The organism is Janthinobacterium psychrotolerans (genome assembly GCF_001677885.1).
Lineage (GTDB): Bacteria > Pseudomonadota > Gammaproteobacteria > Burkholderiales > Burkholderiaceae_D > Janthinobacterium > Janthinobacterium psychrotolerans.
In genome coordinates this window covers 79,161-104,102 of sequence record NZ_LOCQ01000053.1, presented here as the reverse complement: position 1 = coordinate 104,102, position 24,942 = coordinate 79,161, and the positions used below count along the sequence as shown (strand labels likewise).

General features: G+C 64.2%; 22 protein-coding genes. 16 read left to right on the top strand and 6 right to left on the bottom strand.

Going from position 1 to position 24,942, the window contains the following annotated elements; genetic code table 11:
- Positions 1 to 55: 55 nt before the first annotated feature.
- The 3 genes from mmsB to chvE all read right to left on the bottom strand — a co-directional run bounded on the left by mmsB (position 56) and on the right by chvE (position 3,938).
- Positions 56 to 1,261: a multiple monosaccharide ABC transporter permease gene (mmsB, locus tag ASR47_RS11170; RefSeq protein ID WP_065307851.1), complete on the bottom strand. Its 1,206-nt coding sequence runs from the start codon at positions 1,259 to 1,261 to the stop codon at positions 56 to 58.
- Positions 1,251 to 2,792: a multiple monosaccharide ABC transporter ATP-binding protein gene (gene mmsA / locus ASR47_RS11165; RefSeq protein WP_065307850.1), complete on the bottom strand. Its 1,542-nt coding sequence runs from the start codon at positions 2,790 to 2,792 to the stop codon at positions 1,251 to 1,253. Before mmsA ends, mmsB begins: the two co-directional genes overlap by 11 nt.
- Positions 2,793 to 2,906: 114 nt before the next feature.
- Positions 2,907 to 3,938, bottom strand: a complete 1,032-nt coding sequence (gene chvE, locus ASR47_RS11160) for a multiple monosaccharide ABC transporter substrate-binding protein (RefSeq protein WP_425402730.1) — start codon at positions 3,936 to 3,938, stop codon at positions 2,907 to 2,909.
- 405 nt (positions 3,939 to 4,343) lie between these two features.
- On the opposite strand from chvE, the gene ASR47_RS11155 reads away from it, so the two are divergent.
- The 14 genes from ASR47_RS11155 (at position 4,344) to ASR47_RS11090 (ending at position 20,136) form a co-directional block, all read left to right on the top strand.
- The gene (locus ASR47_RS11155; RefSeq protein WP_065307848.1) at positions 4,344 to 5,504 is read left to right on the top strand and encodes a fumarylacetoacetate hydrolase family protein; all 1,161 of its coding nucleotides are present in this window, start codon (positions 4,344 to 4,346) and stop codon (positions 5,502 to 5,504) included.
- A 43-nt stretch (positions 5,505 to 5,547) separates the two neighbouring features.
- Positions 5,548 to 6,315 (top strand): D-xylose 1-dehydrogenase, encoded by a 768-nt coding sequence (gene xylB / locus ASR47_RS11150; RefSeq protein ID WP_065307847.1) that lies wholly within the window; start codon positions 5,548 to 5,550, stop codon positions 6,313 to 6,315.
- 5 nt (positions 6,316 to 6,320) lie between these two features.
- Complete coding sequence (locus ASR47_RS11145) at positions 6,321 to 8,108, top strand: IlvD/Edd family dehydratase (RefSeq protein WP_065307846.1); 1,788 nt, start codon at positions 6,321 to 6,323, stop codon at positions 8,106 to 8,108.
- 151 nt (positions 8,109 to 8,259) lie between these two features.
- Positions 8,260 to 9,234: a D-xylose ABC transporter substrate-binding protein gene (xylF, locus tag ASR47_RS11140; protein WP_150127767.1), complete on the top strand. Its 975-nt coding sequence runs from the start codon at positions 8,260 to 8,262 to the stop codon at positions 9,232 to 9,234.
- 259 nt (positions 9,235 to 9,493) lie between these two features.
- On the top strand, positions 9,494 to 11,065 hold the full coding sequence (xylG, locus tag ASR47_RS11135) for a D-xylose ABC transporter ATP-binding protein (RefSeq protein ID WP_065307844.1): 1,572 nt from the start codon (positions 9,494 to 9,496) through the stop codon (positions 11,063 to 11,065).
- Positions 11,062 to 12,204: a sugar ABC transporter permease gene (locus ASR47_RS11130; RefSeq protein ID WP_065307843.1), complete on the top strand. Its 1,143-nt coding sequence runs from the start codon at positions 11,062 to 11,064 to the stop codon at positions 12,202 to 12,204. Before xylG ends, ASR47_RS11130 begins: the two co-directional genes overlap by 4 nt.
- A 70-nt stretch (positions 12,205 to 12,274) precedes the next feature.
- Positions 12,275 to 13,468, top strand: coding sequence for a XylR family transcriptional regulator (locus ASR47_RS11125; RefSeq protein ID WP_065307842.1), 1,194 nt, complete (start codon positions 12,275 to 12,277; stop codon positions 13,466 to 13,468).
- Positions 13,465 to 14,256 carry an aldose epimerase family protein gene (locus tag ASR47_RS11120; RefSeq protein ID WP_082988870.1) on the top strand — a complete coding sequence of 264 codons (792 nt, stop codon included), beginning with the start codon at positions 13,465 to 13,467 and terminating at the stop codon, positions 14,254 to 14,256. Before ASR47_RS11125 ends, ASR47_RS11120 begins: the two co-directional genes overlap by 4 nt.
- A 77-nt stretch (positions 14,257 to 14,333) precedes the next feature.
- The gene (locus ASR47_RS11115) at positions 14,334 to 15,347 is read left to right on the top strand and encodes a 2-dehydro-3-deoxygalactonokinase (protein ID WP_065307840.1); all 1,014 of its coding nucleotides are present in this window, start codon (positions 14,334 to 14,336) and stop codon (positions 15,345 to 15,347) included.
- The gene (gene araD, locus ASR47_RS11110) at positions 15,344 to 17,074 is read left to right on the top strand and encodes an L-arabinonate dehydratase (protein ID WP_065307839.1); all 1,731 of its coding nucleotides are present in this window, start codon (positions 15,344 to 15,346) and stop codon (positions 17,072 to 17,074) included. Before ASR47_RS11115 ends, araD begins: the two co-directional genes overlap by 4 nt.
- A gap of 124 nt (positions 17,075 to 17,198) precedes the next feature.
- Positions 17,199 to 18,104, top strand: a complete 906-nt coding sequence (locus tag ASR47_RS11105; RefSeq protein ID WP_065307838.1) for an SMP-30/gluconolactonase/LRE family protein — start codon at positions 17,199 to 17,201, stop codon at positions 18,102 to 18,104.
- A gap of 22 nt (positions 18,105 to 18,126) precedes the next feature.
- The gene (locus ASR47_RS11100) at positions 18,127 to 18,765 is read left to right on the top strand and encodes a bifunctional 2-keto-4-hydroxyglutarate aldolase/2-keto-3-deoxy-6-phosphogluconate aldolase (protein WP_065307837.1); all 639 of its coding nucleotides are present in this window, start codon (positions 18,127 to 18,129) and stop codon (positions 18,763 to 18,765) included.
- A 100-nt stretch (positions 18,766 to 18,865) separates the two neighbouring features.
- A complete protein-coding gene (locus ASR47_RS11095) occupies positions 18,866 to 19,297 on the top strand; it encodes a CoA-binding protein (RefSeq protein WP_065307836.1) in 432 nt (143 codons plus the stop codon).
- Entirely contained in the window at positions 19,294 to 20,136 is an 843-nt protein-coding gene (locus tag ASR47_RS11090; protein ID WP_065307835.1) for a PPK2 family polyphosphate kinase, read from the top strand. Before ASR47_RS11095 ends, ASR47_RS11090 begins: the two co-directional genes overlap by 4 nt.
- 3 nt (positions 20,137 to 20,139) lie before the next feature.
- On the opposite strand, the gene ASR47_RS11085 is transcribed toward ASR47_RS11090, so the two are convergent.
- Positions 20,140 to 21,243, bottom strand: a complete 1,104-nt coding sequence (locus tag ASR47_RS11085) for an extracellular catalytic domain type 2 short-chain-length polyhydroxyalkanoate depolymerase (RefSeq protein WP_065307834.1) — start codon at positions 21,241 to 21,243, stop codon at positions 20,140 to 20,142.
- Positions 21,244 to 21,411: 168 nt separating this feature from the next.
- Between ASR47_RS11085 and ASR47_RS11080 the strand changes: the two genes are divergently transcribed.
- Entirely contained in the window at positions 21,412 to 22,014 is a 603-nt protein-coding gene (locus tag ASR47_RS11080; RefSeq protein ID WP_065307833.1) for a glutathione peroxidase, read from the top strand.
- Between the two features lie 85 nt (positions 22,015 to 22,099).
- A complete protein-coding gene (locus ASR47_RS11075; protein ID WP_065307832.1) occupies positions 22,100 to 22,459 on the top strand; it encodes a DUF1428 domain-containing protein in 360 nt (119 codons plus the stop codon).
- Here ASR47_RS11075 and pabB read toward each other — a convergent pair.
- A complete protein-coding gene (gene pabB, locus ASR47_RS11070) occupies positions 22,456 to 24,294 on the bottom strand; it encodes an aminodeoxychorismate synthase component I (RefSeq protein ID WP_065307831.1) in 1,839 nt (612 codons plus the stop codon). The two genes, ASR47_RS11075 and pabB, sit on opposite strands and share 4 nt — an antisense overlap.
- 21 nt (positions 24,295 to 24,315) lie before the next feature.
- Positions 24,316 to 24,891 (bottom strand): nucleoid occlusion factor SlmA, encoded by a 576-nt coding sequence (slmA, locus tag ASR47_RS11065; RefSeq protein ID WP_065307830.1) that lies wholly within the window; start codon positions 24,889 to 24,891, stop codon positions 24,316 to 24,318.
- Positions 24,892 to 24,942 lie beyond the last annotated feature (51 nt).

The following is a 24,942-nucleotide window of genomic DNA, read 5'->3' as shown; positions in this document are numbered from 1 at the left end:
CGCATGCGCCGGCTTGAACCCCCTAAAGGCTCGAACCTTCTCTAGTTTGTTCTTCTCATTTGTTTTTATTAACCACGTCGATAAACACGGCGGCCAGCAGCACCAGGCCCTTGATCACTTGCTGGTAGTCGATGCCGATGCCCATGATGGACATGCCGTTGTTCATCACGCCCATGATGAAGGCGCCGATGACCGCGCCCATCACCTTGCCGACGCCGCCCGATGCCGAGGCGCCGCCGATAAAGCAGGCCGCGATCACGTCCAGTTCGAAGCCGGTACCGGCTTTCGGCGTGGCGGTGTTCAAACGTGCCGCGAAGATCAGGCCGGCCAGTGCCGCCAGCATGCCCATGTTGACGAAGGTGTAGAAGCTGACGCGTTCGGTCTTGATGCCCGACAGGCGCGCCGCTTTTTCATTGCCGCCGACGGCGTAGACGCGGCGGCCCAGCACGGTGCGGTTGGTGATGAAGGTATAGGCGACGATCAGGACCGACATCACGGCCAGCACGTTCGGGAAACCGCGGTACGACGACAGCAGGTAGCTGAAGTAGACCATCACGGCGGCGAACACGCCGTTTTTCAGCAGGAAGAAGGCGCGCGGCTCGTTTTCCATGCCGTGTTTCAGCTGCTTGGCGCGGCTGCGCAGCGAGGTGAAGATCATGGCCGCGGCGGCGATCACGCCCAGCAGCAGCGAGAAGCCGCGCAGGTTTTCACCACCGAACGGGTCCGGCAGGAAGCCCGAGCTCAGCATCTGGAAGCCTTCCGGGAAAGGACCGACCGACTGGCCAGCGAGCAGCGCCAGGGTCAGGCCCTTGAACACCAGCATGCCGGCCAGGGTGACGATGAACGACGGAATCTTGAAGAAGGCGACGAAATAGCCTTGCGCACCGCCGATGATGGCGCCGGCGATCAGGCAGATGATGCTGGCTGCGACAAAGTTCATCTCGTAGTTGACGATCAATACCGCCGCCAGCGCGCCGACAAAGCCGACCACCGAGCCGACCGACAGGTCGATATGGCCGGCCACGATGACCATCAGCATTCCCAGCGCCATGATGACGATGTAGCTGTTTTGCAGGACCAGGTTGGTCAGGTTCAGCGGCTGCATCAGCGTGCCGTTCGTCATGTACTGGAAAAAGCCCATGATGACGATCAGCGACAGCAGCATGCCGTAGTCGCGCATATTGTTTTTCAAAAAGCCGGCGTAGCTTTTCGCTTCCGGCGCGGCTGCTGCTGGCGCGCCGGCTGTCATTTTATTGTCCATTGTTCTCTCCGTGTGTGACGATCGCGCGCATGATTCTCTCTTGCGACGCTTCTGCTGCGCTTAGTTCTGCCGCAAAGCGGCCTTCGTTCATGACATAGATCCGGTCGCACATGCCCAGCAATTCCGGCATTTCCGACGAAATCATGATGATGCATTTGCCTTCGGCGGCCAGGTCGCTGATGATGCTGTAGATCTCGTACTTGGCGCCGACGTCGATGCCGCGGCTCGGTTCATCGAGGATCAGCACGTCGGGGCGCGAAAACAGCCACTTCGCCAGCACCACTTTCTGCTGGTTGCCGCCGGACAGGTTGACCACTTTTTGCGCCACGCTCGAGCAGCGGGTTTTGAGCTTGCGGCGGAAATCTTCGGCCACGCTGAACTCGCGCTGCTCGTCGATCACCATGTGCGTCGAAATCGCGTCCAGGTTGGCCAGGCTGGTGTTCTTCTGGATGTCTTCTTCCAGGATCAGGCCCAGGCCCTTGCGGTCTTCCGTCACATACGCCAGGCCGTGGGCGATCGCCTTGCCGATGGTGCTGACGTCGATTTCCTGGCCGTTTTTGAGCACCGTGCCGCTGATGCGCTGGCCGTAGGCGCGGCCGAAAATGCTCATCGCCAGTTCCGTCCGTCCGGAGCCCATCAGGCCGGCGATACCGATGATTTCGCCCTTTTTGGCATGCATGTTGATGCCCTTGATGACGGCGCGGTCGGCGTGCTCGGGATGGTAAACCTTCCAGTCGCGCACTTCGAAAATGGTCTCGCCGATGGTCGGCGTGCGCGGCGGATAGCGGTCGGCCATCTCGCGGCCGACCATTTTTTCAATGATGCGGTCTTCGCTGACCGGCTCGGCGCGGCAGTCGAAACTGTCGACGGTATTGCCGTCGCGCAGGACCGTGATCGCATCGGCGACGCGCGAAATTTCGTTCAGCTTGTGCGAAATGAGGATTGACGCAATCCCCTGGGCTTTCAGGCCCAGCAGCAGGTCGAGCAGCGCGGCGCTGTCGCTTTCGTTCAGGCTGGCGGTCGGCTCGTCGAGGATCAGCAGCTTGACGTCCTTGCACAGCGCCTTGGCAATTTCGATCAATTGCTGCTTGCCCACGCCCAGATTCGTGATCAGGGTGTCCGGGGACTCTTTCAGGCCGACTTTCTGCAGCAGTTCGCGCGTCTTGCTTTGCGCGTGTTCCCAGTCGATGACGCCCATGGTGGCTCGCTCGTTGCCGAGGAAAATATTCTCGGCGATCGACAGCTGGGGCACCAGCGCCAGTTCCTGGTGAATGATGATGATGCCGATTTCTTCGCTGTCCTTGATGCCGCGAAATTGCCGGGTCTGGCCCTGATAATCGATGTCGCCCGAGTAGCTGCCGTAGCCGTACACGCCACTCAGCACTTTCATCAGGGTCGATTTGCCGGCGCCGTTTTCACCCACGATGGCGTGGATTTCGCCGCTGCGCACGCGCAGGTTGACATTGTCGAGCGCAACCACGCCCGGGAACGTCTTGCGTATCCCGCGCATTTCCAGGATAGTGTTCGTCATATAACCTCTCTGGCACGGCCGCGCCACATGTGGCGGCCGTGCTGCAGTCTTTGCTTGATATTCTGTGAAGCGAAAGGCCCGGCGTCGCCGGGCCTTCAGTACCCATCTACGAAATTACTTTACTTGCGCTTCGGTGTAGTAGCCGCTGCCGGTGACCAGCACTTGCTTCCAGTTCGCCTTGTCGACGGTGACTGGTTTCAACAGGAACGATGGCACGACTTTCACGCCATTGTTGTAGGTCTTGGTGTCGTTGACGGTCGGCGTTTTGCCGTTCATCATCGCGTCGACCATGTTGGCGGTCACTTTGGCCAGTTCGCGGGTGTCCTTGAACACGGTCGACGACTGCTCGCCACGGATGATCGATTTCACCGACGGGATTTCGGCATCCTGGCCCGTCACGATCGGGAATGGCTGCTTCGGCGAGCCGTAGCCAACGCCTTTCAGCGACGACAGGATGCCGATGCTCAGGCCGTCATATGGCGACAGCACCGCGTCGACGCGGGCATTGCCGTAGTAGGCGCTCAGCAGGTTGTCCATGCGGGCTTGCGCCACGGCGCCGTCCCAGCGCAAGGTGGCCACGCGTTCCATGCCCATCTGCTTCGAACGCACCACCAGCTTGCCGCTGTCGATGTAAGGCTTCAGCACCGACATGGCGCCGTTGTAGAAGAAGTGCGCGTTGTTGTCATCTGCCGAACCGCCGAACAGTTCGATATTGAACGGGCCCTTGCCTTCTTTCAGCTTCAGCGCCGATTCGATATAGCCAGCTTGCAGCACGCCAACCTGGAAGTTGTCGAACGTGGCGTAGTAATCGATGTTTTTCGTGCCGCGGATCAGGCGGTCATAGGAAATGACCTTGATGCCCTTGTCGGCGGCTTTTTGCAGCACGTTCGACAGGGTGGTGCCGTCGATGGCGGCGATCACCAGCACCTTGGCGCCCTTGGTGATCATGTTTTCCACTTGTGCCAGCTGGTTCGGGATATCGTCGTCGGCGAACTGCAAGTCGGTCTTGTAGCCGCGTTCCTTGAATACCTTGACCATGTTGTCGCCGTCGGCGATCCAGCGCATCGACGATTTGGTTGGCATCGAAATGCCGACCGCGCCCTTGTCTGCGGCGTTGGCCATTGGTACCACGGTCATGCCGGACATGGCCAGCACCAGGCTCGCGCTCAGCATTTTCATTGTTGTTTTCATATTAGGTCTCCACCGTCTTTGAATAGTTGAATGGTCCAGCGTCGCGGTCTGTCGGCCGGCGTGATGCTGGTGGCCAATCCAGGCCACGGCTGATACTAGTTTGTCCAGTGAGACCTCACCAATCAATTTTTTCACTTATGCGATATCCAAAAAGATATCACCCCCCTTATTGATGCGGTGCCGCATGGATTTTCGTGGGCAGGCAAAGGGGGGCGACCTGTCCCTCGGACAGGGGTTTTTTGGTGCGTCGAAATACCAATAATCATCATGCAATTTGGTGATTTTCGTAATTGCGGTGGTGTGGGACGGCGCGCAGAATCGGCCTCACCTGAACCTTGCTCCCTTTTGCCGAAAGCTGCCATGTCGCCGATTTCCCCTGTTTCCCTGCTGCCGCAAGACCTCGCCGACGCCACCCTGGTCGGCCGCATCTGGCGCGACGGTCCCTGCGTGGTGGCCGTGCGTGGCGGTGAAGTATTCGATATCACGTCGTCCGTGGCGACCGTGTCGGAGTTGCTGGAGCGCGACAATCCGCTCGATTTCGTGCGCCAGGCCCAGGGCGAGCCGCTGGGCCCGGTTGCCGGCCTGCTGGCCCAGGCCCTGGCCGCCCCGGCCGGCCAGCCAGTGCTGCTGGCGCCGTGCGACCTGCAGGCGGTCAAGGCCTGCGGCGTGACGTTTGCCGTCAGCCTGCTCGAGCGCGTGATCGAGGAACAGGCCGGCGGCAACGCCGACAAGGCCAACACCTTGCGCGCCGCCCTGCAGGCCACCCTGGGCAGCGATCTGTCGGCATTGAAACCGGGTTCGGACGCGGCGCAGCGCCTCAAGGAGCAATTGCAGCAGCGCGGCGCCTGGTCGCAATACATGGAAGTGGGCATCGGCCCCGACGCCGAAGTATTCACCAAGGCCCAGCCGATGTCGTCGGTCGGCTGCGGCGCGCAAGTGGGCCTGCTGCCGGCGTCGGCCTGGAATAACCCGGAGCCGGAAATCGTGCTGGCCGTCAACAGCCGCGGCGAGGTGCTGGGCGCGACCCTGGGCAACGACGTCAACCTGCGCGATATCGAAGGGCGCAGCGCGCTGCTGCTGGGCAAGGCCAAGGACAACAACGGCTCCTGCGCCATCGGCCCCTTCATCCGCCTGTTCGACGACCGTTTTACCATCGACACCGTGCGCGACGCCGAAGTGTCGCTGCTGATCGAAGGCCTTGAAGACGGTTTCGTGCTGGAAGGCGCCAGCTTCATGCGCGAAATCAGCCGCGATCCGCTCGACCTGGTGCGCCAGACGGCCGGCCAGTACCACCAGTATCCGGACGGCTTCATGCTGTTTTTGGGCACCATGTTCTCGCCGGTCAAAGACCGTGGCGCGCCGGGCGGCGGCTTTACCCACCACCTGGGCGACCGCGTGACCATCGCCAGCCCGGCCCTGGGCGCGCTGGTCAACGAAGTCCAGCATTGCGACGCGATCGCGCCGTGGCAGTTCGGCGTGCGCGCGCTGTACGCCAGCCTGGCGCAGCGCGGCCTGCTCTGACCATTCAACTTACCTTTTACCTCATATAAAACGAGAGACCACCATGCTGCATGCAACTTACCCTAGTCTGGCCGGCCAGCGCGTCATCATCACCGGCGGCGGCACCGGCATCGGCGTGGCCATCGTCGAAGCGTTTGCGCGCCAGGGCGCCCATGTCACTTTCCTCGATATCGCCGAAGAAGCCTCGCGCGCCCTGGAAGCCAGGCTGGCCGACCTGCCGCAGCGGCCCGTGTTCCGCTATTGCGACCTGACCGACCTGGCCGGCCTGGCCGCCACCTTTGCCGAGATCGAAGCGACGTTCGGCGCGGCCGATATCCTGATCAACAACGCCGCCAACGACGACCGCCACCAGATCGAAAACGTCACGCCGGCCTACTGGGACGAGCGCATCGCGGTCAACCTGCGCCACCAGTATTTCTGCGCCCAGGCCGTGGCGCCGGCCATGCGCGCCAAAAAGCGCGGCGTGATCCTCAACCTGGGCTCGATTTCCTGGCACCTGGCGCAGGCCAACCTGTCGATCTACATGACGGCCAAGGCCGGCATCGAAGGCCTGACGCGCGGCCTGGCGCGCGACCTGGGCGTCGACGGCATCCGCGTCAACTGCATCATCCCCGGCGCCGTGCGCACGCCGCGCCAGGAGCGCCTGTGGCATACGCCGCAAGCCGAAGCCGTGATCCTGCAAGGCCAGTGCCTGCAGCTGCGCGTGGAGCCGGAAGACGTGGCGGCGCTGGCGCTGTTCCTGGCGTCGGACAACGCGGCCAAGTGCGCCGGGCGTGAATACTATGTCGACGCGGGCTGGTACGGCGCATGAGCGAGATGAATATTCCACCGGCCACCGCGCCGCGCCGCTTCCGCTCGCAGGACTGGTTCGACAATCCCGACCATATCGACATGACGGCGCTGTATCTCGAGCGCTTCATGAACTATGGCATCACGGCAGAAGAACTGCGCTCGGGCCGGCCCATCATCGGCATCGCGCAAAGCGGCAGCGACATCAGCCCGTGCAACCGCATCCACCTGGACCTGGCCAAGCGCGTGCGCGACGGCATCCGCGATGCGGGCGGCATACCGATGGAATTCCCGCTGCACCCGATTTTCGAGAACTGCCGCCGGCCGACGGCGGCGCTGGACCGCAACCTGGCCTACCTGGGCCTGGTGGAAATTTTGCACGGCTATCCGATCGACGCCGTGGTGCTGACCACCGGCTGCGACAAGACCACGCCGGCGCAGCTGATGGCCGCCGCCACGGTCGATATTCCCGCCATCGTGCTGTCGGGCGGCCCCATGCTCGACGGCTGGATGGACGGTGAACTGGTCGGCTCGGGCGCGGCCATCTGGAAAGGCCGCCGGCAACTGTCGGCCGGCCTGATCGACAACGACAAATTCCTGCAGATCGCCGCCGCCTCGGCGCCATCGGCCGGCCACTGCAACACCATGGGCACGGCCTCGACCATGAACGCGCTGGCCGAAGCGCTGGGCATGTCGTTGACCGGCTGCTCGGCGATTCCCGCGCCGTACCGCGAACGGGGCCAGATCGCCTATGAGACGGGGCGCCGCATCGTGGCCCTGGCGCATGATGACGTGCGTCCGTCGAGCATCCTCACGCGCGCAGCATTTCTCGATGCGATCATCGTCAACGCGGCCATCGGCGGCTCGACCAACGCCCAGCCGCACCTGATGGCGATGGCGCGCCATGCCGGGGTCGAACTCCATTCGAGCGACTGGATGGCGCACGGCTATGACGTGCCGCTGCTATTGAACATGCAGCCGGCCGGCAAATACCTGGGCGAGCGCTTCCACCGCGCCGGCGGCGTGCCGGCCATCATGTGGGAACTGCAGCAGGCAGGCTTGCTGCACGCGAACCGGCCTACGGTCACCGGCAAGACCATGGCGGAAAACCTGGCTGGCCAGGAGACCAACGACCGCGAGATGATCCGCCCGTTTGCCGAGCCATTGAAAGAAAAAGCCGGCTTTCTGGCCCTGCAGGGCAATCTGTTCGATTTCGCCATCATGAAAACCAGCGTGATTTCGCCGGCCTTCCGCGAGCGTTATCTGTCGCGCCCCGGCAGCGAGGGTATTTTCGAGGCGCGCGCCATCGTGTTTGACGGTTCGAGCGACTATCACGCCCGCATCAACGACCCGGCGCTCAATATCGACGACAGCTGCATGCTGGTCATGCGCGGCGCCGGCCCGGTCGGCTGGCCCGGTTCGGCCGAAGTGGTCAACATGCAGCCGCCCGACGCCTTGCTGAAAGCCGGCATCCAGAACCTGCCGACCCTCGGCGATGGCCGCCAGTCCGGCACGTCGGACAGCCCGTCGATCCTGAACGCCTCGCCCGAAAGCGCCGTCGGCGGCGGCCTGGCCCTGCTGCGCACGGGAGATTTGATTCGCGTCAACTTGCAGGAAGGCCGCTGCGACATGCTGGTCGACGAGGCCGAACTGGCGCGCCGCGCACGGGAACTGCCGCCGCCGGTGGTTGAAACCGCCACGCCGTGGCAGGAAATCTACCGCGCCAGCGTGGGCCAGCTGGAAACGGGCGCCTGCATGGAGCTGGCGCTGAAATACCGCGCCGTGGGCCAGACCCTGCCACGGCATAACCATTAGCAGGCAGGTCGGGTAGGTCGGGTTAGCGCTGCGCGCGTAACCCGACACCACCACGGTCATCAAATTTTTCAGCAGCACCCGTAGTTCAAAACGTCGTTAATAAAATCCAACAAGGAGACACACAATGAACAAGATCATCAGCGCCGCCATCATGACCGCCATGCTGGCAATGACCAGCAGCGCCGCCCTGGCCGACGCCAAAAACCCGAAAATCGGTTTCTCCATCGACGACCTGCGCGTCGAACGCTGGACGCGCGACCGCGATTTCTTTATCGCCGCCGCCGAAAAGCAGGGCGCCAAGGTCTTCGTGCAATCGGCCGACGCCAGCGAGCAGCGCCAGATTTCGCAGATCGAAAACCTGATCTCGCGCGGCGTCGACGTGCTGGTGATCGTGCCGTTCAACGCGACGGTCCTGAACAACACCGTCAAGGAAGCCAAAAAAGCCGGCATCAAGGTGCTGTCGTATGACCGTCTGATCCTGAACGCCGATATCGACGCCTACATCTCGTTCGACAATGAAAAAGTCGGCGAAATGCAGGCCGAAGGCGTGACCAAGCTGCAGCCAAAAGGCAATTACTACCTGCTGGGCGGCTCGCCGACCGACAACAACGCCAAGATGCTGCGCGAAGGCCAGATGAAGGTCCTGAAACCGTTCATCGACAAGGGCGACATCAAGATCGTCGGCCAGCAATGGGTCAAGGACTGGAGCGCCACCGAAGCGCTGTCCATCGTTGAAAACGCGCTGACGGCCAACAACAACAAGATCGACGCCATCGTCGCCTCGAACGACGGCACGGCCGGCGGCGCCATCCAGGCGCTGGCCGCGCAAAAACTGGCCGGCAAGGTGCCGGTCTCGGGCCAGGACGCCGATCTGGCCGCCGTCAAGCGCGTGATCGCCGGCACCCAGTCGATGACCGTCTACAAACCGCTGAAAACCATCGCTTCGGAAGCGGCGAGACTGGCCGTGCAGCTGGCGCGCAACGAAAAGCCGGCCTACAACTCCAGCTATGACAACGGCCTGAAAAAAGTCAGCACCGTGCTGTTGAAACCTACGCCGCTGACGAAAGCCAATGTCAATATTCTCGTGGATGACGGCTTCTATACCAAGGCGCAGCTGGGTAATTAATTGCCTCTGCAAATGTCGGGTTACGCGCTGCGCGCTAACCTGACCCGCGCCGGCTCCGAATACGCCGGTGGTGGTGTCGGGTTACGCGCCTTGCGCTATCCCGACCTACGCTTGCCCGGATCGGCCGTAGGTCGGATTAGCGACGCCTTGGCGTCGCGTAATCCGACAATCGCCGGTGCCGAAATACGCCGGTGGTGGTGTCGGGTTACGCGCCTTGCGCTAACCCGACCTACTCTTCCTTGGTGAATGTGAGATCAGGATGTCTGAATATCTGCTTGAAATGAAAGGCATCGTCAAACAGTTTGGCGGTGTCCGCGCGCTCGATGGCATCGACCTGCAGGTGCGGGCCGGCGAGTGCATTGGCCTGTGCGGCGAGAACGGCGCCGGCAAGTCGACCCTGATGAAGGTGCTGTCGGGCGTGTACCCGCACGGCACCTGGGACGGCGAAATCCTGTGGGATGGCAAGCCTTTGCAAGCCGGCTCGATCCGCGATACCGAGGCGGCCGGCATCATCATCATCCACCAGGAACTGATGCTGGTGCCGCAGCTGTCGGTGGCCGAGAACATCTTCATGGGCCGCGAGATCACCATGGCGGGCGGGCGCATGAACTACGGCGCCATGTACAAGCGCGCCGACGAGCTGCTGCGCGAACTGAAGATACCCGAACTGAACGTGGCGCTGCCGGTGATGAACTATGGCGGCGGCCACCAGCAGCTGGTCGAAATCGCCAAGGCGCTCAACAAGAATGCGCGCCTGCTGATACTCGACGAGCCGTCGTCGTCGCTGACGGCGTCCGAAATCGCCGTACTGCTCGACATCATTCGCGCATTGAAGGCGAAGGGCGTCACCTGCATCTATATTTCGCACAAGCTCGATGAAGTGGCGGCCATCTGCGACACGATTGTCGTGATCCGCGACGGCAAGCATATCGCCACCACGCCGATGGCGCAGATGAATGTCGAACGCATCATCGCGCAGATGGTCGGCCGCGAAATGAACCAGCTCTATCCGCACCGCAGCAAGCAGGACGCGATCGGCGAGGTGCTGTTCGAGGCGCGCCACGTGACCTGCATCGACGCCGACAATGCGCAGCGCAAGCGCGTCGACGATGTGTCGTTCAGTTTGCGCCGCGGTGAAATTCTCGGCATCGCCGGGCTGGTGGGGGCAGGGCGCACGGAACTGGTGTCCGCGCTGTTCGGCGCCTACCAGGGGCCGTGCCAGGCCGAAGTCTGGCTCGATGGCAAGCAGATCGACAGCAGCACTCCGCTGAAAGCCATCGCCCATGGCCTGGCGATGGTGCCCGAAGACCGCAAGCACCACGGCATCGTGCCCGACCTCGACGTGGGCCAGAACATCACCCTGTCGGTGCTGGGCCAGTTCGCGCGCGCCACGCGCATCGACGGCAACGCCGAGCTGACGGCCGTGCGCGGCGAGATCGCCCAGCTGGAACTGAAAACGGCCAGTCCGTCGCTGCCGATCACCAGCCTGTCCGGCGGCAACCAGCAAAAGGCCGTGCTGGCCAAGATGCTGCTGACGCGCCCCCGCGTGTTGATCCTCGACGAGCCGACGCGCGGCGTCGATGTCGGCGCCAAGTATGAAATTTACAAGCTGATGCTGGCGCTGGCCGACCAGGGCGTGGCCATCATCATGGTCTCGTCCGAGCTGGCCGAGGTGCTGGGCGTGTCGGACCGCGTGCTGGTGATGGGCGAAGGCCGCCTGCGCGGCGACTTTATCAACCATGGCCTGAGCCAGGAGACCGTGCTGGCGGCGGCGCTCGACCAGCGTCCGGCGCCAGGCGCCACCACTGCAAACAAGGAACCTGCCGCATGAATACGCATAGCGTGAAACAGCTTTTCACCCAATACAAGATGCTGGCCCTGCTGATCGCGGTAGCGCTGATCTGGGCCTTTTTTTCGTGGAAGACCGAAGGCAGCTTCGTCACGCCGCGCAACCTGTCGAACCTGCTGCGCCAGATGTCGGTCACCGGCATCCTCGCCTGCGGCATGGTGCTGGTAATTATCGCCGGCGAGATCGACCTGTCGATCGGCTCGCTATTGGGCCTGTTGGGCGGCATCGCCGCCGTGCTTGACGTCACGCAGCACTGGCCGCTGGCGCTGAACCTGATGGCGGTGCTCGGCTGCGGCCTGGTGATCGGCCTGTTGAACGGCTACCTGACGGCGTACCGGGGCATCCCCTCGTTTATCGTCGGTCTGGGCGGCATGCTGGCCTATCGCGGCATCTTGCTGGGCATCACCGGCGGCATCACGGTCGCTCCCGTCTCCGAGCCGATGGTCTACCTGGGCCAGGGCTACCTGCCGGCCACGCCAGGCGTGGTGCTGGGCGTGTTCCTGTTCGTGCTGGCGGCCTTCCTGACCTGGCGCGGGCGTGTCAGCCGCACCCAGCATGGCCTGCCGCAAACGGCGGTCTGGGTCGACACCCTGCGCGTGGCCGTGATCGGCGCCGTGCTGTATGCGTTCGTGCGCACCCTCAATGGCTATGAAGGCATCCCGCTGCCGGTGCTGCTGCTGCTGGCGCTGCTGGGCCTGTTCAGCTATATCACCAGCCAGACCGTCTTCGGCCGCCGCATCTATGCCGTCGGCAGCAATATGGAAGCGACGCGCCTGTCGGGCATCAACGTCAAAGCCGTCAAGCTGTGGATCTTCGGCATCATGGGCCTGATGTGCGCCTTGGCCGGCCTGATCAACACGGGCCGCCTGGCCGCCGGTTCCCCTTCGGCCGGCACCTTCAGCGAACTCGATGCAATCGCCGCCTGCTTTATCGGCGGCACCTCGATGCGCGGCGGCTCGGGCACCGTCTATGGCGCGCTGATCGGCGCGCTGGTGATGGCCAGCCTGGACAACGGCATGTCGATGCTCGACGTCGACACGTATTGGCAGATGATCGTGAAAGGCAGTATTCTCACCCTCGCCGTCTGGGTAGACGTTAGTACAAGGGCGGGACGCCGGTAAAAAGACCGATGCGTGACCGGCAGCCAGGGACGAACATACGTCCCGGCCGCCACATGGAGGAGACACCCACATGAAGATGCCGACCGCGCACCGGATCGCGCTGCTGTTCAATGGCAACAAGATCTATGACCGCGACATCATCGCCGGCATTGCGGCCTACCTGAACACCACGCGCGTGTCGTGGGACCTGTTCCTGGAAGAAGACTTCCGCTGCCGCCTGCCCGGCATCGAGCGCTGGCAGGGCGACGGCATCATCGCCGACTTTGACGATCCGGCCGTCTGCGCGGCGCTGGCCAACAGCCATCTGCCGGTGGTGGCCGTCGGCGGCTCGTATGCGCTGGACAGCGGCTATCCGGCCGGCATACCGTATGTGGCGACCGACAACTTCAAGATCGTCAAGCTGGCCTACGACCACCTGGTCGAAGCGGGCCTGATGCGCTTTGCCTGTTTCAGCCTGCCCGAGGCGGACGTGAACCGCTGGGCGCAGGAGCGCGAAACGGCCTTTTGCACCCTGATGGAGCGCGACCATATGCGCGCCGACGTGTACCGCGGCGTGGCCACCAGCGCGCCGTCGTGGGACGAGGCGGTCGAGCAGCAGATCGCCTGGCTCAACAGCCTGGAAAAACCGGTCGGCATCATTGCCGTCAGCGACGCGCGCGCGCGCCAGCTGCTGCAGGCCTGCATGCATGCGGGCATCGCCGTGCCCGAACAGGTGGCCCTGATCGGCATCGACAACGATCCGCTGGCGCGCATGCTGACGCGCATCCCCTTGAGTTCCGTGATCCAGGGCGCCGAAGAGATGGGCCGCACGGCGGCGCACCTGCTGCACCAGATGTTGAATGGCGCGCGCCTGGCCGACACCCGCATCCTGGTGCCGCCGGCCGGCCTCAATGTGCTGGCCTCGACCCGGCACCAGCCGTTCCAGCATCCGCAGGTGATGCAGGCGCGCCATTTCATCCGCCAGTACGCCTGCCAGGGCATCAAGACGGAACAGGTGGCCGATTACGTGGGCGTGTCGCGCTCGACCCTGGAAGCGCATTTTCGCCATGAGCTCGGGCGCAGCGTGCACGACGAGATCCTGCACTTCAAGCTCGACGCGGCCAAAACACTCCTCACGCGCGAACCGGGCCAGGTGGCCGACGTCGCCGTGCGCTGCGGCTTTACCACGGTGCAGTACATGCACGCCGTCTTCAAGCGCGAACTGGGCTGCACGCCGCGCGAATTCCAGCTGCGCAGCCGCTCGCCACAGGCGGCGTCCCCATGAGTGTTTCCAGCAGCAGCCATACTCTTTGCAACAGCCGCGGCATGCGGGTGCAGGTCAACCCGCGCGACGCCAGCCTGCAAGCGTGGTGGGCGCCCGACCGCTACGGCCGCCTGGCCGATGTGCTCGATCATGCGATGGCCGATCCCGCCGGCAAGGCCGGGTCGCCGCACTGGCAGTGCGAGGCGGCCAGCGACGCCGGCCTGGAGCTGCGCCTGGCGCAGGACGGCCTGTGCGTGCGCCTGCGCTACCGGCTGGAAGACAATGGCGGCCTGCGCATCGACTGCGAGGCGGTGGCCATCGCGCCGGCGCGCATCGGCCTGGCCGCGCCCGCGTTCAACCTGCATGGCGGCGGCATGGTGGCCGACCATGTGCTGCGCCTGGCGGCCGACCGTTATTTGCCGGCGCTGCCGGCCGCCGATGTGACCGACGTGGCCGGCAGCGCCTTCGATTTTCGCCAGCCGGCGCCGCTCGGCGCGCGCCTGGCCTGGCCCGGCGCCCGGCCGGCCGGCACGGTGGGCTTCGACCATGGCTTCTGCCTGGCCGCCGACGGCCTGCTGCGCGAAGCGGCGCGCGTGGCCGACCCGGCTTCGGGCCGCGAGCTGCGCTTTTTCACCACCCAGCCAAGGCTGCATCTGCAGTCGGACAGCCGGCGTTTTTGCCTGGCCACCGAGGCGCTCGATATTGCGTGTGGCGCTGCGACGCGCCACACTTTCGTGTATCGTCTGGGGGTACAGGATATCGATGCGTTTGACATATCAGAATCGGTATCGGTAGCGTTAAATAAGTGATTGGTCAGATATGCCGCGCGGTTCTAACATAGGGCAGTTTTTAGCCCCTCTTTTTACCGACGCTGCGAAACTTGCCCATGAATATAATCACCATCGATGCCGGCACTACCAATACGCGTACCCTGTTATGGCGGGACGGCGCCGTCATCGCCCAGGCGTCACAGGAAATCGGCGTGCGCAATACGGCCATCGATGGCCATAACGGCGCGCTCAAGCAGGCGCTGCGCGACAGCATCGCCGCCGTGCAGTCGCAGGCCGCCATTGGCAGCGCCGACGTCAAGCTGGTGCTGGCCTCGGGCATGATCACCTCGCCCATGGGCGTCAAGGAAATACCGCATCTGCCGGCGCCGGCCGGTCTGGCGCAGCTGGCGCAGGGCATGCAGGCATGCGACCTGCCTGACGTGCTGGCCCAGCCGCTGTGGCTGGTGCCGGGCGTGCGCAACCAGCATAGCACCATCGGCCTGCACAATGCCGAAGCGATGGACATGATGCGCGGCGAAGAGACGGAAGTAATCGGCTTGCTCGACCGCCTGCAATTGCAGGATGCGGCGACCCTGATCATGCCCGGTTCGCATACCAAGCTCGTCAGCGTTGACGAGCAGGGACGCATCCTCGGCTGCGCCACCACCATCGCCGGCGAACTGCTGCAGGCGATTACCCAACACACCCTGATACGCCAGTCGGTCGACGGCGACTTTGCCGAGTCGCTGGTGCCGAAAATGCTGCTGGCCGGCGCCGCCGCCGCGCAAAAGACCGGCCTGGCGCGCGCCTGCTTCAGCGTGCGCACCCTCGGCCAGTTCGGCGCCGTCGAGCGCAATGAGCGCGCCAATTTCCTGATGGGCGCGGTGCTCAGCGGCGACTTGCTGGCGCTGCGCAACAGCAGCGCCATCCAGATGCGCCCCGAGACCACCCTGGTCATCATGGGCAAAGCCATGCTGCGCCAGGCGCTGGCGTTGCTGATCGAAGAACACGGATTTTTTTACGGCAAGCGCATCGTCGTCGACGATGGACAGCAAGCCAATCTGGCGGGCCATGGAGCCCTTTTAATTGCCGCCGCGCGCGGCTTGATTTCACAGCAGGAGGCCGCGTGAGCGAGCAAAAAAACAAACGAGTATTACGCTCCCAATCGTGGTTTGGTGGCGACGACAAGGACAGCTTCATCCACCGCAGCTGGATGAAAAACCAGGGTTTTCCCAGCGACGCTTTCGATGGCCGTCCGGTCATCGGCATCTGCAACACCTGGTCCGAACTGACGCCATGTAACGCCCATTTCCGCGACCTGGCCGAGATGGTCAAGCGCGGCGTGCTTGAGGCCGGTGGCTTTCCGGTCGAGTTTCCCGTGATGTCGCTGGGCGAGACCAACTTGCGCCCGACCGCCATGTTGTTCCGCAACCTGGCCAGCATGGACGTCGAAGAATCGATCCGCGCCAACCCGATCGACGGCGTGGTGCTGCTGACCGGCTGCGACAAGACCACCCCGGCCCTGCTGATGGGCGCGGCCAGCGTCGACCTGCCGACCATCGTGCTGTCGGGTGGCCCGATGTTGAACGGTAACTACCGCGGCAAGCCGATCGGTTCCGGCACCGACGTGTGGAAGTTCTCGGAAGATGTGCGCGCCGGGCGCATGACGTCCGCCGAATTCAAGCAGGCCGAATCGTGCATGTCGCGTTCCGCCGGCCACTGCATGACCATGGGCACGGCATCGACCATGGCCAGCATGGTCGAAGCGCTGGGCGTGACCCTGCCGGGCAACGCCGCCATTCCCGCCGTCGATTCACGCCGCAAGCTGCAGGCGCAGCTGACGGGCCGCCGCATCGTCGACATGGTGCACGAAGACCTGAAGCTGTCGAAAGTGCTGACCCGCGACGCGTTTGAAAACGCCATCATGGTCAACGGCGCCATCGGCGGCTCGACCAATGCCGTGATCCACCTGCTGGCCATTGCCGGCCGTATCGGCGTCGACATGCGCCTGGCCGACTGGGACCGCCTGGGCCGCGACATTCCGTGCCTGCTGAACCTGATGCCGTCGGGCCAGTACCTGATGGAAGACTTCTATTACGCTGGCGGCCTGCCCGTCATCATCCGCGACCTGCTGGGCAAGCTGCATGGCGAAGCGCTGACGGTGACCGGCGCCACCATGGCCATCAACGTGGCCGAAGCGGAAAACTTCAACCCCGAAGTCATCACGCCGCTCGAGCAGCCGTTCAAGGACGAAGGCGGCATCGCCGTCCTGCATGGCAACCTGTCGCCGCGCGGCGCCGTCATCAAGCCATCGGCCGCCTCGCCCGAACTGATGCAGCACCGCGGCCGCGCCGTGGTCTTCAACAGCATCGAGCATTACAAGGAACGGGTCGACGATCCGGAGCTGGACATCGACGCCAGCTGCATCATGGTGCTGCAGAACTGCGGCCCGCAGGGCTACCCTGGCATGGCCGAAGTGGGCAACATGGGCTTGCCGAAGAAACTGCTGGAACTGGGCGTGCGTGACATGGTCCGTATTTCGGACGCGCGCATGAGCGGCACGGCATATGGCACCGTGGTGCTGCACGTGGCGCCGGAAGCGGCCGCCGGCGGTCCGCTGGCGCTGGTGCGCGATGGCGACATGATCGAACTCGACGTGCACGGCCGCCGCCTGCACCTGGAAGTGTCGGACGAAGAACTGGCGCGCCGCCGCGCCGAATGGAAGCCGATTGCGCCGACCATGCGCGGCGGCTACCAGTCGATGTACATCAAGCACGTGATGCAGGCCGATGAAGGCGCCGATCTGGACTTCCTGGTGGGTTGCCGTGGTTCCGCTGTGCCGCGCGAGTCGCATTAAGAGCGTAGGTCGGCTTGGCGCAGCGTAAGCCGACATTCAGCCGGCGAAGCATGTCGGGTTACGCCGTTCCGGCTAACCCGACCTACTTGTTTTTGCCGCTGAAGTAACAAGAAAAGGAAAAAATATGGAGACAAAAGCTGAATCACAAGCTGAACTGCTGGTCGACTCCCAGGATTTCCTGGGCGAGGGCGTGCGCTGGTGCGAACGCAGCGGGCGCGTGTTCTGGACCAATATCGAAGGCTGCAAGCTGCATGCCCTGACGCTGGCCACCGGCGTGCGCGAGACCTGGGTCATGCCCGAGCGCCTGGCCTGTTTTGCCCTGACGGACGACGCACATTTGCTGCTGCTGGGACTGGCTTCGCGCCTGGCCTGGTATGACCTGCGCAGCAGCGCCGTGACGACTTTGCACGTGGTCGAAGCGGACATGCCGATGACGCGCCTGAACGATGGCCGCTGCGACCGCCAGGGCCGCTTCGTGTTCGGCACGCTGGACGAGCGCCCGTGCCGTGATGCCATCGGCAGCTTCTATCGCCTGAACCTGGACCTGAGCCTGGAGCGTTTGCCGCTGCCGAACGTGGCCATCTCGAACAGCATCTGCTTCAGCGTCGATGGCGCGGCCATGTACTTCTGCGACTCGATCCAGGGCGTGATCTGGCGCTGGGACGATTATCTCGGTGGCGATGCCAGCCGGGTCAAGGTATTTGCGCATCTTGCCGGTGAGCCTGGCGCACCGGATGGCGCCACCATCGACGCCGACGGCTGCCTGTGGAGCGCACAGTGGGGCGCCGCGCGCGTGCTGCGCTTTGCGCCGGACGGTACGGTCGAGCGGCAGGTCAGCCTGCCGGTGTCGCAGCCGAGCTGCGTGAGCGTCGGCGGCCCCGGGTACAACGAGGTATTCATCACCACGGCGCAGGAAAACCTGACGCCGGAACAACTGGCGGCAGAGCCGCAGGCCGGTGGCCTGTTCCATGCACGGTTTGATGACGTGCGCGGCCTGCCCGAAGTGCGTTTCAAGGCATTGCCAGTCTGACCAACCAATCAGGAGTATCAGCATGTTGAAGCAAACAGTTTTTCAAGGCATCCTCGAACGCGGCATGGTGGGCATCGTGCGCGCCGACTCGCCGGAAGCGGCGGTACAGATCGCCGAGGCCTGCATCGCCGGCGGCGTGACGGCGCTGGAAGTGGCGTTCACCACCCCCGACACCCTGGGCGTGCTGCGCACCCTGCGCGAGCGCCACGGCAAGGACGTGCTGCTGGGCGCGGGCACCGTGCTCGATCCTGAAACGGCGCGCGCGGCGATCCTGGCCGGCGCCCAGTTCATCATTTCGCCTGGCGTCAATGTCGAGACCATCGCCGTGTGCCAGCGCTACCAGGTACTGGCCATGCCGGGTGCCATGACGCCGACCGAAATCGTCACGGCCCTGCAGGCCGGCGCCGATATCGTCAAGGTCTTCCCGGCCGAGATGTTCGGCCCGTCGTATATCAAGGCCTTGCGCGCACCGTTGCCGCACGCGCCGTTGATGCCGACCGGCGGCGTGACGGTGGAAAACCTCGGTGTATGGTTTGCCAGTGGCGCCATCGCCGTCGGCATCGGCAGCAGCCTGAGCGGCCCTGGCGCCAAGGGCGATTACGCCGCCGTCACTGCGCGCGCGCGCGAGTTCGTGGCGCAGATGGCGGCCGTGCGCAAATAAGGCAAGGCAAGGCAAGGCGAGGGCGTCAGGCTGGCTACCGCGGCGGCCTGAATCTGCTACGCTAGGCAGGCAATGTCGCACGCCCGCCCAAGCCCAGCCCATGTCCACCACATCTTCCATCGCCCGCATCCTGCAAGACGCCCGTATCATCGCCATCGTCGGCCTGTCCGACAAACCTGACCGCGCCAGCCACCAGGTGGCCGAATATTTGCTTGAACACGGCTACCAGGTCGTGCCCGTCAATCCGGCGCTGGCCGGCCAGGACGTGCTGGGCCAGCGCGCCCATGCCACCCTGGCCGACGCCGCCAGCGCGGTGGCGCCTGCCCGCATCGATATCGTCGATGTTTTCCGCAAGGCCGAAGACGTCTTCCCGATCGCCGTAGAAGCCGTCGCCGTCAAGGCCGGCTGCCTGTGGCTGCAGCTCGACGTCGTCAACCAGCAAGCGGCGCAGATCGCGCGCGCGGCCGGCCTGGACGTGGTGATGGATCACTGCACGAAAATCGAGCACCGCAATTTGCAGGCGGCCGCATGAAGGCGCGCACGCAGTTCCGCGCCGGCAAAGACTTTCACCTCGACGAAGAGCGCGCCGGCAAGCGATTGCTGGGCGCCGCCACCAAGGCCGCCAACAAGAAGCTGACTCCGGCGCAATGCAAGGCGCTGGACCGCGAGGAAACCGTGGCCCTGACGGCGCAGATCGCCGAGTGCCAGAGCATGCTGTACGCGCAGCGCAAGCAGAAAGTGCTGCTGGTGCTGCAGGGCATGGACACCTCGGGCAAGGACGGCACCGTCAAGGCCATCTTCAGCAATATCAATCCGATGGGCATCCGCGCCGTGGCCTTCAAGGGCCCGACCGATATCGAACTGGCGCACGACTACCTGTGGCGCGTGCACCAGCATGTGCCGGTGAAAGGCGAGATCGCCATCTTCAACCGCAGCCATTATGAAGACGTGCTGATCACGCGGGTGCAGGACATGATCGACAAGGCCGAATGCCAGCGCCGCTACGCGCACATCCGCGATTTCGAGCGCATGCTGAGCGAAACGGGCACCGTCATCCTGAAGATCTTTTTGCATATCTCCAGGGACGAACAGCGCGGCCGCTTGCAGGAGCGGCTCGACGATCCCGACCGCCAGTGGAAGTTCGACCCCAACGATATCGCGCAGCGCAAGAAGTGGGACGCCTACCAGCGCGCCTATGAAACCACGCTGCGCGAGACCGACGCCGACCACGCGCCGTGGTATGTGGTGCCGGCCAACTCCAAGACCCAGCGCAACCTGGTGGTGGCCTCGCTGCTGCTCGAAACGCTGCAGGCGATGAAGCTTGGCTATCCGGCGCCGGACCCGAAACTGTCTTCCTACAAGGTGGAGTAAAACCTAGCGCGAACCGCGGCGCGCGGCCAGGCGGTCGAGCATGGCCTTGACCGCCTCGATCTGCGTGCCGCTCTTGCGGTAAAAGTCCGGCGCCAAAGGATTGATGCTGGTATAGCCCCAGAAGTCCCAGCAGCCTTTCGGGTTGTAGGGGTAGACCGGGCTCGGTTCGACCTGCGGATACAGCACCACGATCTTGTTGGCATCGGCCACCTGGTTGTAGCCGGTGCGCGTATAAAACCGCTCGCCGATCGCCTGCGTGGTCTGCAGGCAGCCGTGGAACACCACGTGCACGCGGCAGCTCTCGCTGTGGCAGGCGGCGGGAATATAGGCGTAGCCGGTATTGCCCATGCTCGAATACGAACTCCTGATGAAGCCGCGCTGGTTGAAGGCGATCAGCTTGCCTTTCAAGGTGGCCGATGGCGGTTGCAAATCCGGGTACAGGTGCTGCAGGATGTCGCGCGCCTGGACGAAACCGCAGTTGTTGATGAACGGCGTCTGCGTGCTGGCGCAGGCCGAATCCTGCAGGCTGTCGGTGACGATGGCGTGGCCGGCGGCCACCGTGTCGGCAAAGCGGAGATTGGCCGCCGGCGTGCCGGCCAGCTGGTAGAACCGGGCCACCTGCTCGACCACCGGCCGCGTCACGGTCTGGTCCCGGGTGCCGCTGAACAGGTAGATGCGCTGGCGCTGCAGGTTTGCCGTGTCATCGATCAGCTTGTCGCGCGCAAAATCCTGCGCCGCGCGCAGCAGGCCGGCCGCGTCCGGCGGGGCGACCTGGGCGTCGCCCGGATTCATGCAGGTGCTCAGGGCATTGTTCAGGTAGGCGATGTAGGGAAAGCGGCCCGGCTGGCTGGCGCAGTAATACGGCCCGCCGGCGACAATGCCGGCGCCGCTGACGGTGGCCGAATGGATGACGGCAAACTGCGCCGCCATATAGCCGCCCGAGGACAGGCCCGACACCGTGGTCTGGCGCAAATCGACCTGCAGCGCGGGCAGGGCCGCCGTTTCGCCTTTCGGGGCCGCCGGCTTGACGGTGCTGGTCATGGCGTAGGCGCCGGGCGCGAACAGCATGCTGGCGGCGAGCAGGACGTTGATGGCTGGTCGGGTCATGGCGTTTCCTGGTAGTGGAGTAGGCCGAGCATAGGCAAAAAAAATGTCCCTTGGGCAAGCACTGCCCTGGACTTGATATCGCTCAATGGCCGTCGCGGCAGGGCTGCGGCATACGCGCGCGCAAGGATTGGCATAGAATGCTTTTTTATCTTTCATCATGGTGCCCGCATGTCCAAGACTATTGCCCAGCTGTTCGCGTTGACCGCCCTGTGTGCGGGCCTGCCTGCTTTCGCCGCCCAGCCTGCCGTGGTGGCCGCCGCCGCCGCGCCTGCCGCCGTTGCCCCGGCCGCCTGCCCGGCCATCCTCAAGCAGACCTTCAACCGCCTGCAGGACGAAGCGCCACAAAACCTGTGCCAGTACGCGGGCAAGGTCGTGCTGGTGGTCAATACCGCCAGCTATTGCGGCTTTACCAAGCAGTACGAAGGCCTCGAAGCGCTGTATGCCAAATATGGCAGCAAGGGCCTGGTGGTGCTGGGCTTCCCGTCGAACGACTTCGGCAACCAGGAACCGGGCAACAGCAAGGATATCGCCGACCTGTGCTACAACACCTATGGCGTGAAATTCCCGATGTTCGCCAAATCGGTGGTGTCCGGCGCGACGCCGAATCCGTTTTACGCCGACCTGATCAAGCAGACCGGCAAGACCCCGGCCTGGAACTTCCATAAATACCTGATCGACCGCAATGGCAAGGTGCTGGAAAGCTTCCCCAGCAAGGTAACGCCGGACGACAAGAAACTGGTGGGCGCGGTGGAAAAGGCGCTGGCGATGTAAGTTTTTCAAGGCCGCGCTTGTCAATCCGCCATCGCTGTCCTAAGCTGGATGCTGGAGTTTTCTACCATCAGCGAAGGAGAACATCATGGCGTATGTCGATGGATTCGTGGTGCCGGTACCGAAGGACCGGCTGGAAGATTACCTGGCCATGTCGCGCGCCTGCGGCGCCATCTGGCGCGAACTGGGCGCGCTCGAGTTTCGTGAATGTGTGGCCGACGATGTCAAGCCGGGCCAGTGGACCTCGTTTCCGCAGGCGGTCGACCTGCAGGACGGCGAACTGGTGGTGTTTTCCTGGATCGTCTATGAATCGCGCTCGCGCCGCGACGAGATCAATGAGCAGGTCATGAACGACCCGCGCATGAAGCCGTACATGGACCCGCAAAACATGCCTTTTGACGGCAAGCGCATGGTTTATGGCGGGTTTGACATGCGCATCGATATTTAAACCAGCTGCGCCGTCATCGCGCCGCGCAGCGCATTGCACACCACGATCTGCTGCGCGCTGGCCAGCATGGCGCGCGTGATCACGGCTTCGTGCGCGTCCCAGGCCGGGTCGCTCAGCATGGCCGCGCGCTGCACGCCGGGCAGCAGGCCGCAGTCAAGTGGCGGCGTCAGCCAGCGGCCGTCGATCTGCACAAACACATTGCTGCGCCCGCCCTCGGTCAGCTCATCGCGCTCGTTAAAAAACAGCATGTCGAAGCAGCCCTGCGCCTCGGCCGCGCGCCAGGCCGCGTCGTAGCGCGCGCGCACGCTGCTTTTATGGCGCAGGAACAGTTCATGGCTGTCGGTCGCCTCCGGCGCCAGCATCACCCTGACGGTGGCGGGCAGGGGCTTTAGCGCGCCGCTCTGCACGCTCAATACGCCATCCCCGGCCAATGCCAGGCGCAGGCGAAACGGCGCATCGTCAGGCCGTGCGGCGCACGCCGCCTGCAGCGCGGCGATCGCCGCCGCTTCATCCCACGCAAAGCCGAAGTAGCTGGCCGAGGCGCTCAGGCGCGCCAGGTGGCGCGCCTGCTGGCGGCAGCCGTGCAGGCGGCTGGCATGCAGGGTTTCGAACAGTTCGAAGTCGTTGCTCAAGCCCGTCAGGAAGCGCGCCTTGAGCTGGCATTCCGCGTATTCGTCGGCCGCCACGCTGTCGTGGACGATGCCGGCGCCCACCCCCATTTCGCCGCGGCGCTTGCCGCTGGCAGGGTCGGGCGGCTGCAAGGCCAGGGTGCGGATCGGCACCGACATGCAGAAGTCGCCCACGGCGTGGCTGGAGTCCGGTGCGGGCGGATCGAACCAGCCGATCGCACCCGTGTACACCCCGCGCGGATCGGGTTCAAGTTCGGCGATGATTTCCATGGTGCGCCGCTTGGGCGCGCCGGTGATCGAGCCGCACGGATACAGCGCCTGGAAGATGGAAGCCAAGGTGGCATCGTCACGCAGCCTGGCCTGCACGGTGGAGGTCATCTGCAGCACGCTGCTGTAGCGTTTGACCTCGAACAGGGCCGGCACCTTGACCGTGCCGGTTTGTGCGATGCGGCCGATATCGTTGCGCAGCAGGTCGACGATCATCAGGTTTTCAGCGCGGTTTTTCGGGTCCTGCGCCAGCGCCTGCGCGCGGCGCGTGTTTTCTTCCGCTTGATCGTCCGGCGCGGCCGGCGCCGTGCCTTTCATCGGCCGCGCCAGCAGTTCGCCTTGCGCATGGCGCACGAACAGCTCGGGCGACAGCGACAGCAGGGCGCCGCCATCGGGCAGCATGATCAGCGCGCCATACGGCACCGGCTGGCGCGCGCGCAGCCGCGCATACAGGGCGGCCGGCGCGCCAAAGGCGCCAAAGCGCAAGCGGTAGGTGTAATTGACCTGGTAGGTGTCGCCGGCGGCGATATAGTCGTGGATGCGGGCCAGCGCCTGCGTGAACTGCGCCTGGTCGACACTGGCGGTGATATGGGCAATCCCGGCCCGGGTGTCGGCTACGGCGACTTGCGCCGCCAGCCACTGCGCCACCTCGTCCTGCGACAGCTGCTGGCAGCTGTCGAACAGCAGCACCTGCGCCAGCGGCGGCGCGTCGTGATCGGCCACGCGCGGCGGCATGGCCAGCAAGTGCGCGCCCAGTTCGTAGCTGCACACGGTGATGGCGTACAGGCCGCGTTTTAAAGCCGCTTGCAGGCCGTCGAGCAATGCCGGCCACTGTCCGCCTTCCTCGCAGCGCAGCACGCCCGCCAGGCCCGTGTACAGGCGCGAGCCGGCGCCGGGGCTGGCGGCGTCGTCAAGCAGGGCGTAGCAGTCGGTACTCATGACACCTGCGGCGATGGAAAATCAGCCCAGCAGCATGGCGATTTGCAGCGCCGCTTCCTGGGACGGATTGATCTTGAAGCCACTCTTGGCGTAGCGGTGCCAGCGTCCGATCACAAAGCTGACCAGCAAGGTGGCGCGCGCCGCCACTTCGCTTTCCTTGCCATGGCCTTCGGAGGCGGCCACGCGCAGGGCCTGCTTGAGCGACAGTTCCACGCGGTCGTAGAACTGGTTCATGCGCACTTGCAGGCGCTCGTCTTCGTTGACCAGCGCGTCGCCGATCAAGACGCGCGTCATGCCCGGATTGCTGATGGCGAAGTTGAGCAGCATGCCGACCATGTCGCGCGTCTGCGACAGGCCGTCGCTGTGCTTTTCCGAGATCTGGTTGATCAGGCCGAAGACGCTCGACTCGATGAATTCGATCAGCCCTTCGAACATCTGCGCCTTGCTGGCGAAATGGCGGTACAGGGCCGCTTCGGAGACGGCCAGCCTGGCGGCCAGCGCGGCCGTGGTGATCTTTTCGCCTTTCGGCTGCTCCAGCATTGCGGCGAGGGCCTGAAGAATTTGTAGCCTGCGTTGGCCCGGCGGTGTGCTTGCCATGTTTTCTCTTGTAGTTAAAAAATGCTGCCTTGAGGGGAGTTCGAAACCGCC

Bases quoted from the DNA above. Each gene is read 5' to 3' on its own strand.
- mmsB (WP_065307851.1), bottom strand. From the start codon at position 1,261: ATGGACAATAAAATGACAGCCGGCGCGCCAGCAGCAGCCGCGCCGGAA.
- mmsA (WP_065307850.1), bottom strand. From the start codon at position 2,792: ATGACGAACACTATCCTGGAAATGCGCGGGATACGCAAGACGTTCCCG.
- chvE (WP_425402730.1), bottom strand. From the start codon at position 3,938: ATGTCCGGCATGACCGTGGTACCAATGGCCAACGCCGCAGACAAGGGC.
- ASR47_RS11155 (WP_065307848.1), top strand. From the start codon at position 4,344: ATGTCGCCGATTTCCCCTGTTTCCCTGCTGCCGCAAGACCTCGCCGAC.
- xylB (WP_065307847.1), top strand. From the start codon at position 5,548: ATGCTGCATGCAACTTACCCTAGTCTGGCCGGCCAGCGCGTCATCATC.
- ASR47_RS11145 (WP_065307846.1), top strand. From the start codon at position 6,321: ATGAATATTCCACCGGCCACCGCGCCGCGCCGCTTCCGCTCGCAGGAC.
- xylF (WP_150127767.1), top strand. From the start codon at position 8,260: ATGACCGCCATGCTGGCAATGACCAGCAGCGCCGCCCTGGCCGACGCC.
- xylG (WP_065307844.1), top strand. From the start codon at position 9,494: ATGTCTGAATATCTGCTTGAAATGAAAGGCATCGTCAAACAGTTTGGC.
- ASR47_RS11130 (WP_065307843.1), top strand. From the start codon at position 11,062: ATGAATACGCATAGCGTGAAACAGCTTTTCACCCAATACAAGATGCTG.
- ASR47_RS11125 (WP_065307842.1), top strand. From the start codon at position 12,275: ATGAAGATGCCGACCGCGCACCGGATCGCGCTGCTGTTCAATGGCAAC.
- ASR47_RS11120 (WP_082988870.1), top strand. From the start codon at position 13,465: ATGAGTGTTTCCAGCAGCAGCCATACTCTTTGCAACAGCCGCGGCATG.
- ASR47_RS11115 (WP_065307840.1), top strand. From the start codon at position 14,334: ATGAATATAATCACCATCGATGCCGGCACTACCAATACGCGTACCCTG.
- ASR47_RS11105 (WP_065307838.1), top strand. From the start codon at position 17,199: ATGGAGACAAAAGCTGAATCACAAGCTGAACTGCTGGTCGACTCCCAG.
- ASR47_RS11100 (WP_065307837.1), top strand. From the start codon at position 18,127: ATGTTGAAGCAAACAGTTTTTCAAGGCATCCTCGAACGCGGCATGGTG.
- ASR47_RS11095 (WP_065307836.1), top strand. From the start codon at position 18,866: ATGTCCACCACATCTTCCATCGCCCGCATCCTGCAAGACGCCCGTATC.
- ASR47_RS11090 (WP_065307835.1), top strand. From the start codon at position 19,294: ATGAAGGCGCGCACGCAGTTCCGCGCCGGCAAAGACTTTCACCTCGAC.
- ASR47_RS11085 (WP_065307834.1), bottom strand. From the start codon at position 21,243: ATGACCCGACCAGCCATCAACGTCCTGCTCGCCGCCAGCATGCTGTTC.
- ASR47_RS11080 (WP_065307833.1), top strand. From the start codon at position 21,412: ATGTCCAAGACTATTGCCCAGCTGTTCGCGTTGACCGCCCTGTGTGCG.
- ASR47_RS11075 (WP_065307832.1), top strand. From the start codon at position 22,100: ATGGCGTATGTCGATGGATTCGTGGTGCCGGTACCGAAGGACCGGCTG.
- pabB (WP_065307831.1), bottom strand. From the start codon at position 24,294: ATGAGTACCGACTGCTACGCCCTGCTTGACGACGCCGCCAGCCCCGGC.
- slmA (WP_065307830.1), bottom strand. From the start codon at position 24,891: ATGGCAAGCACACCGCCGGGCCAACGCAGGCTACAAATTCTTCAGGCC.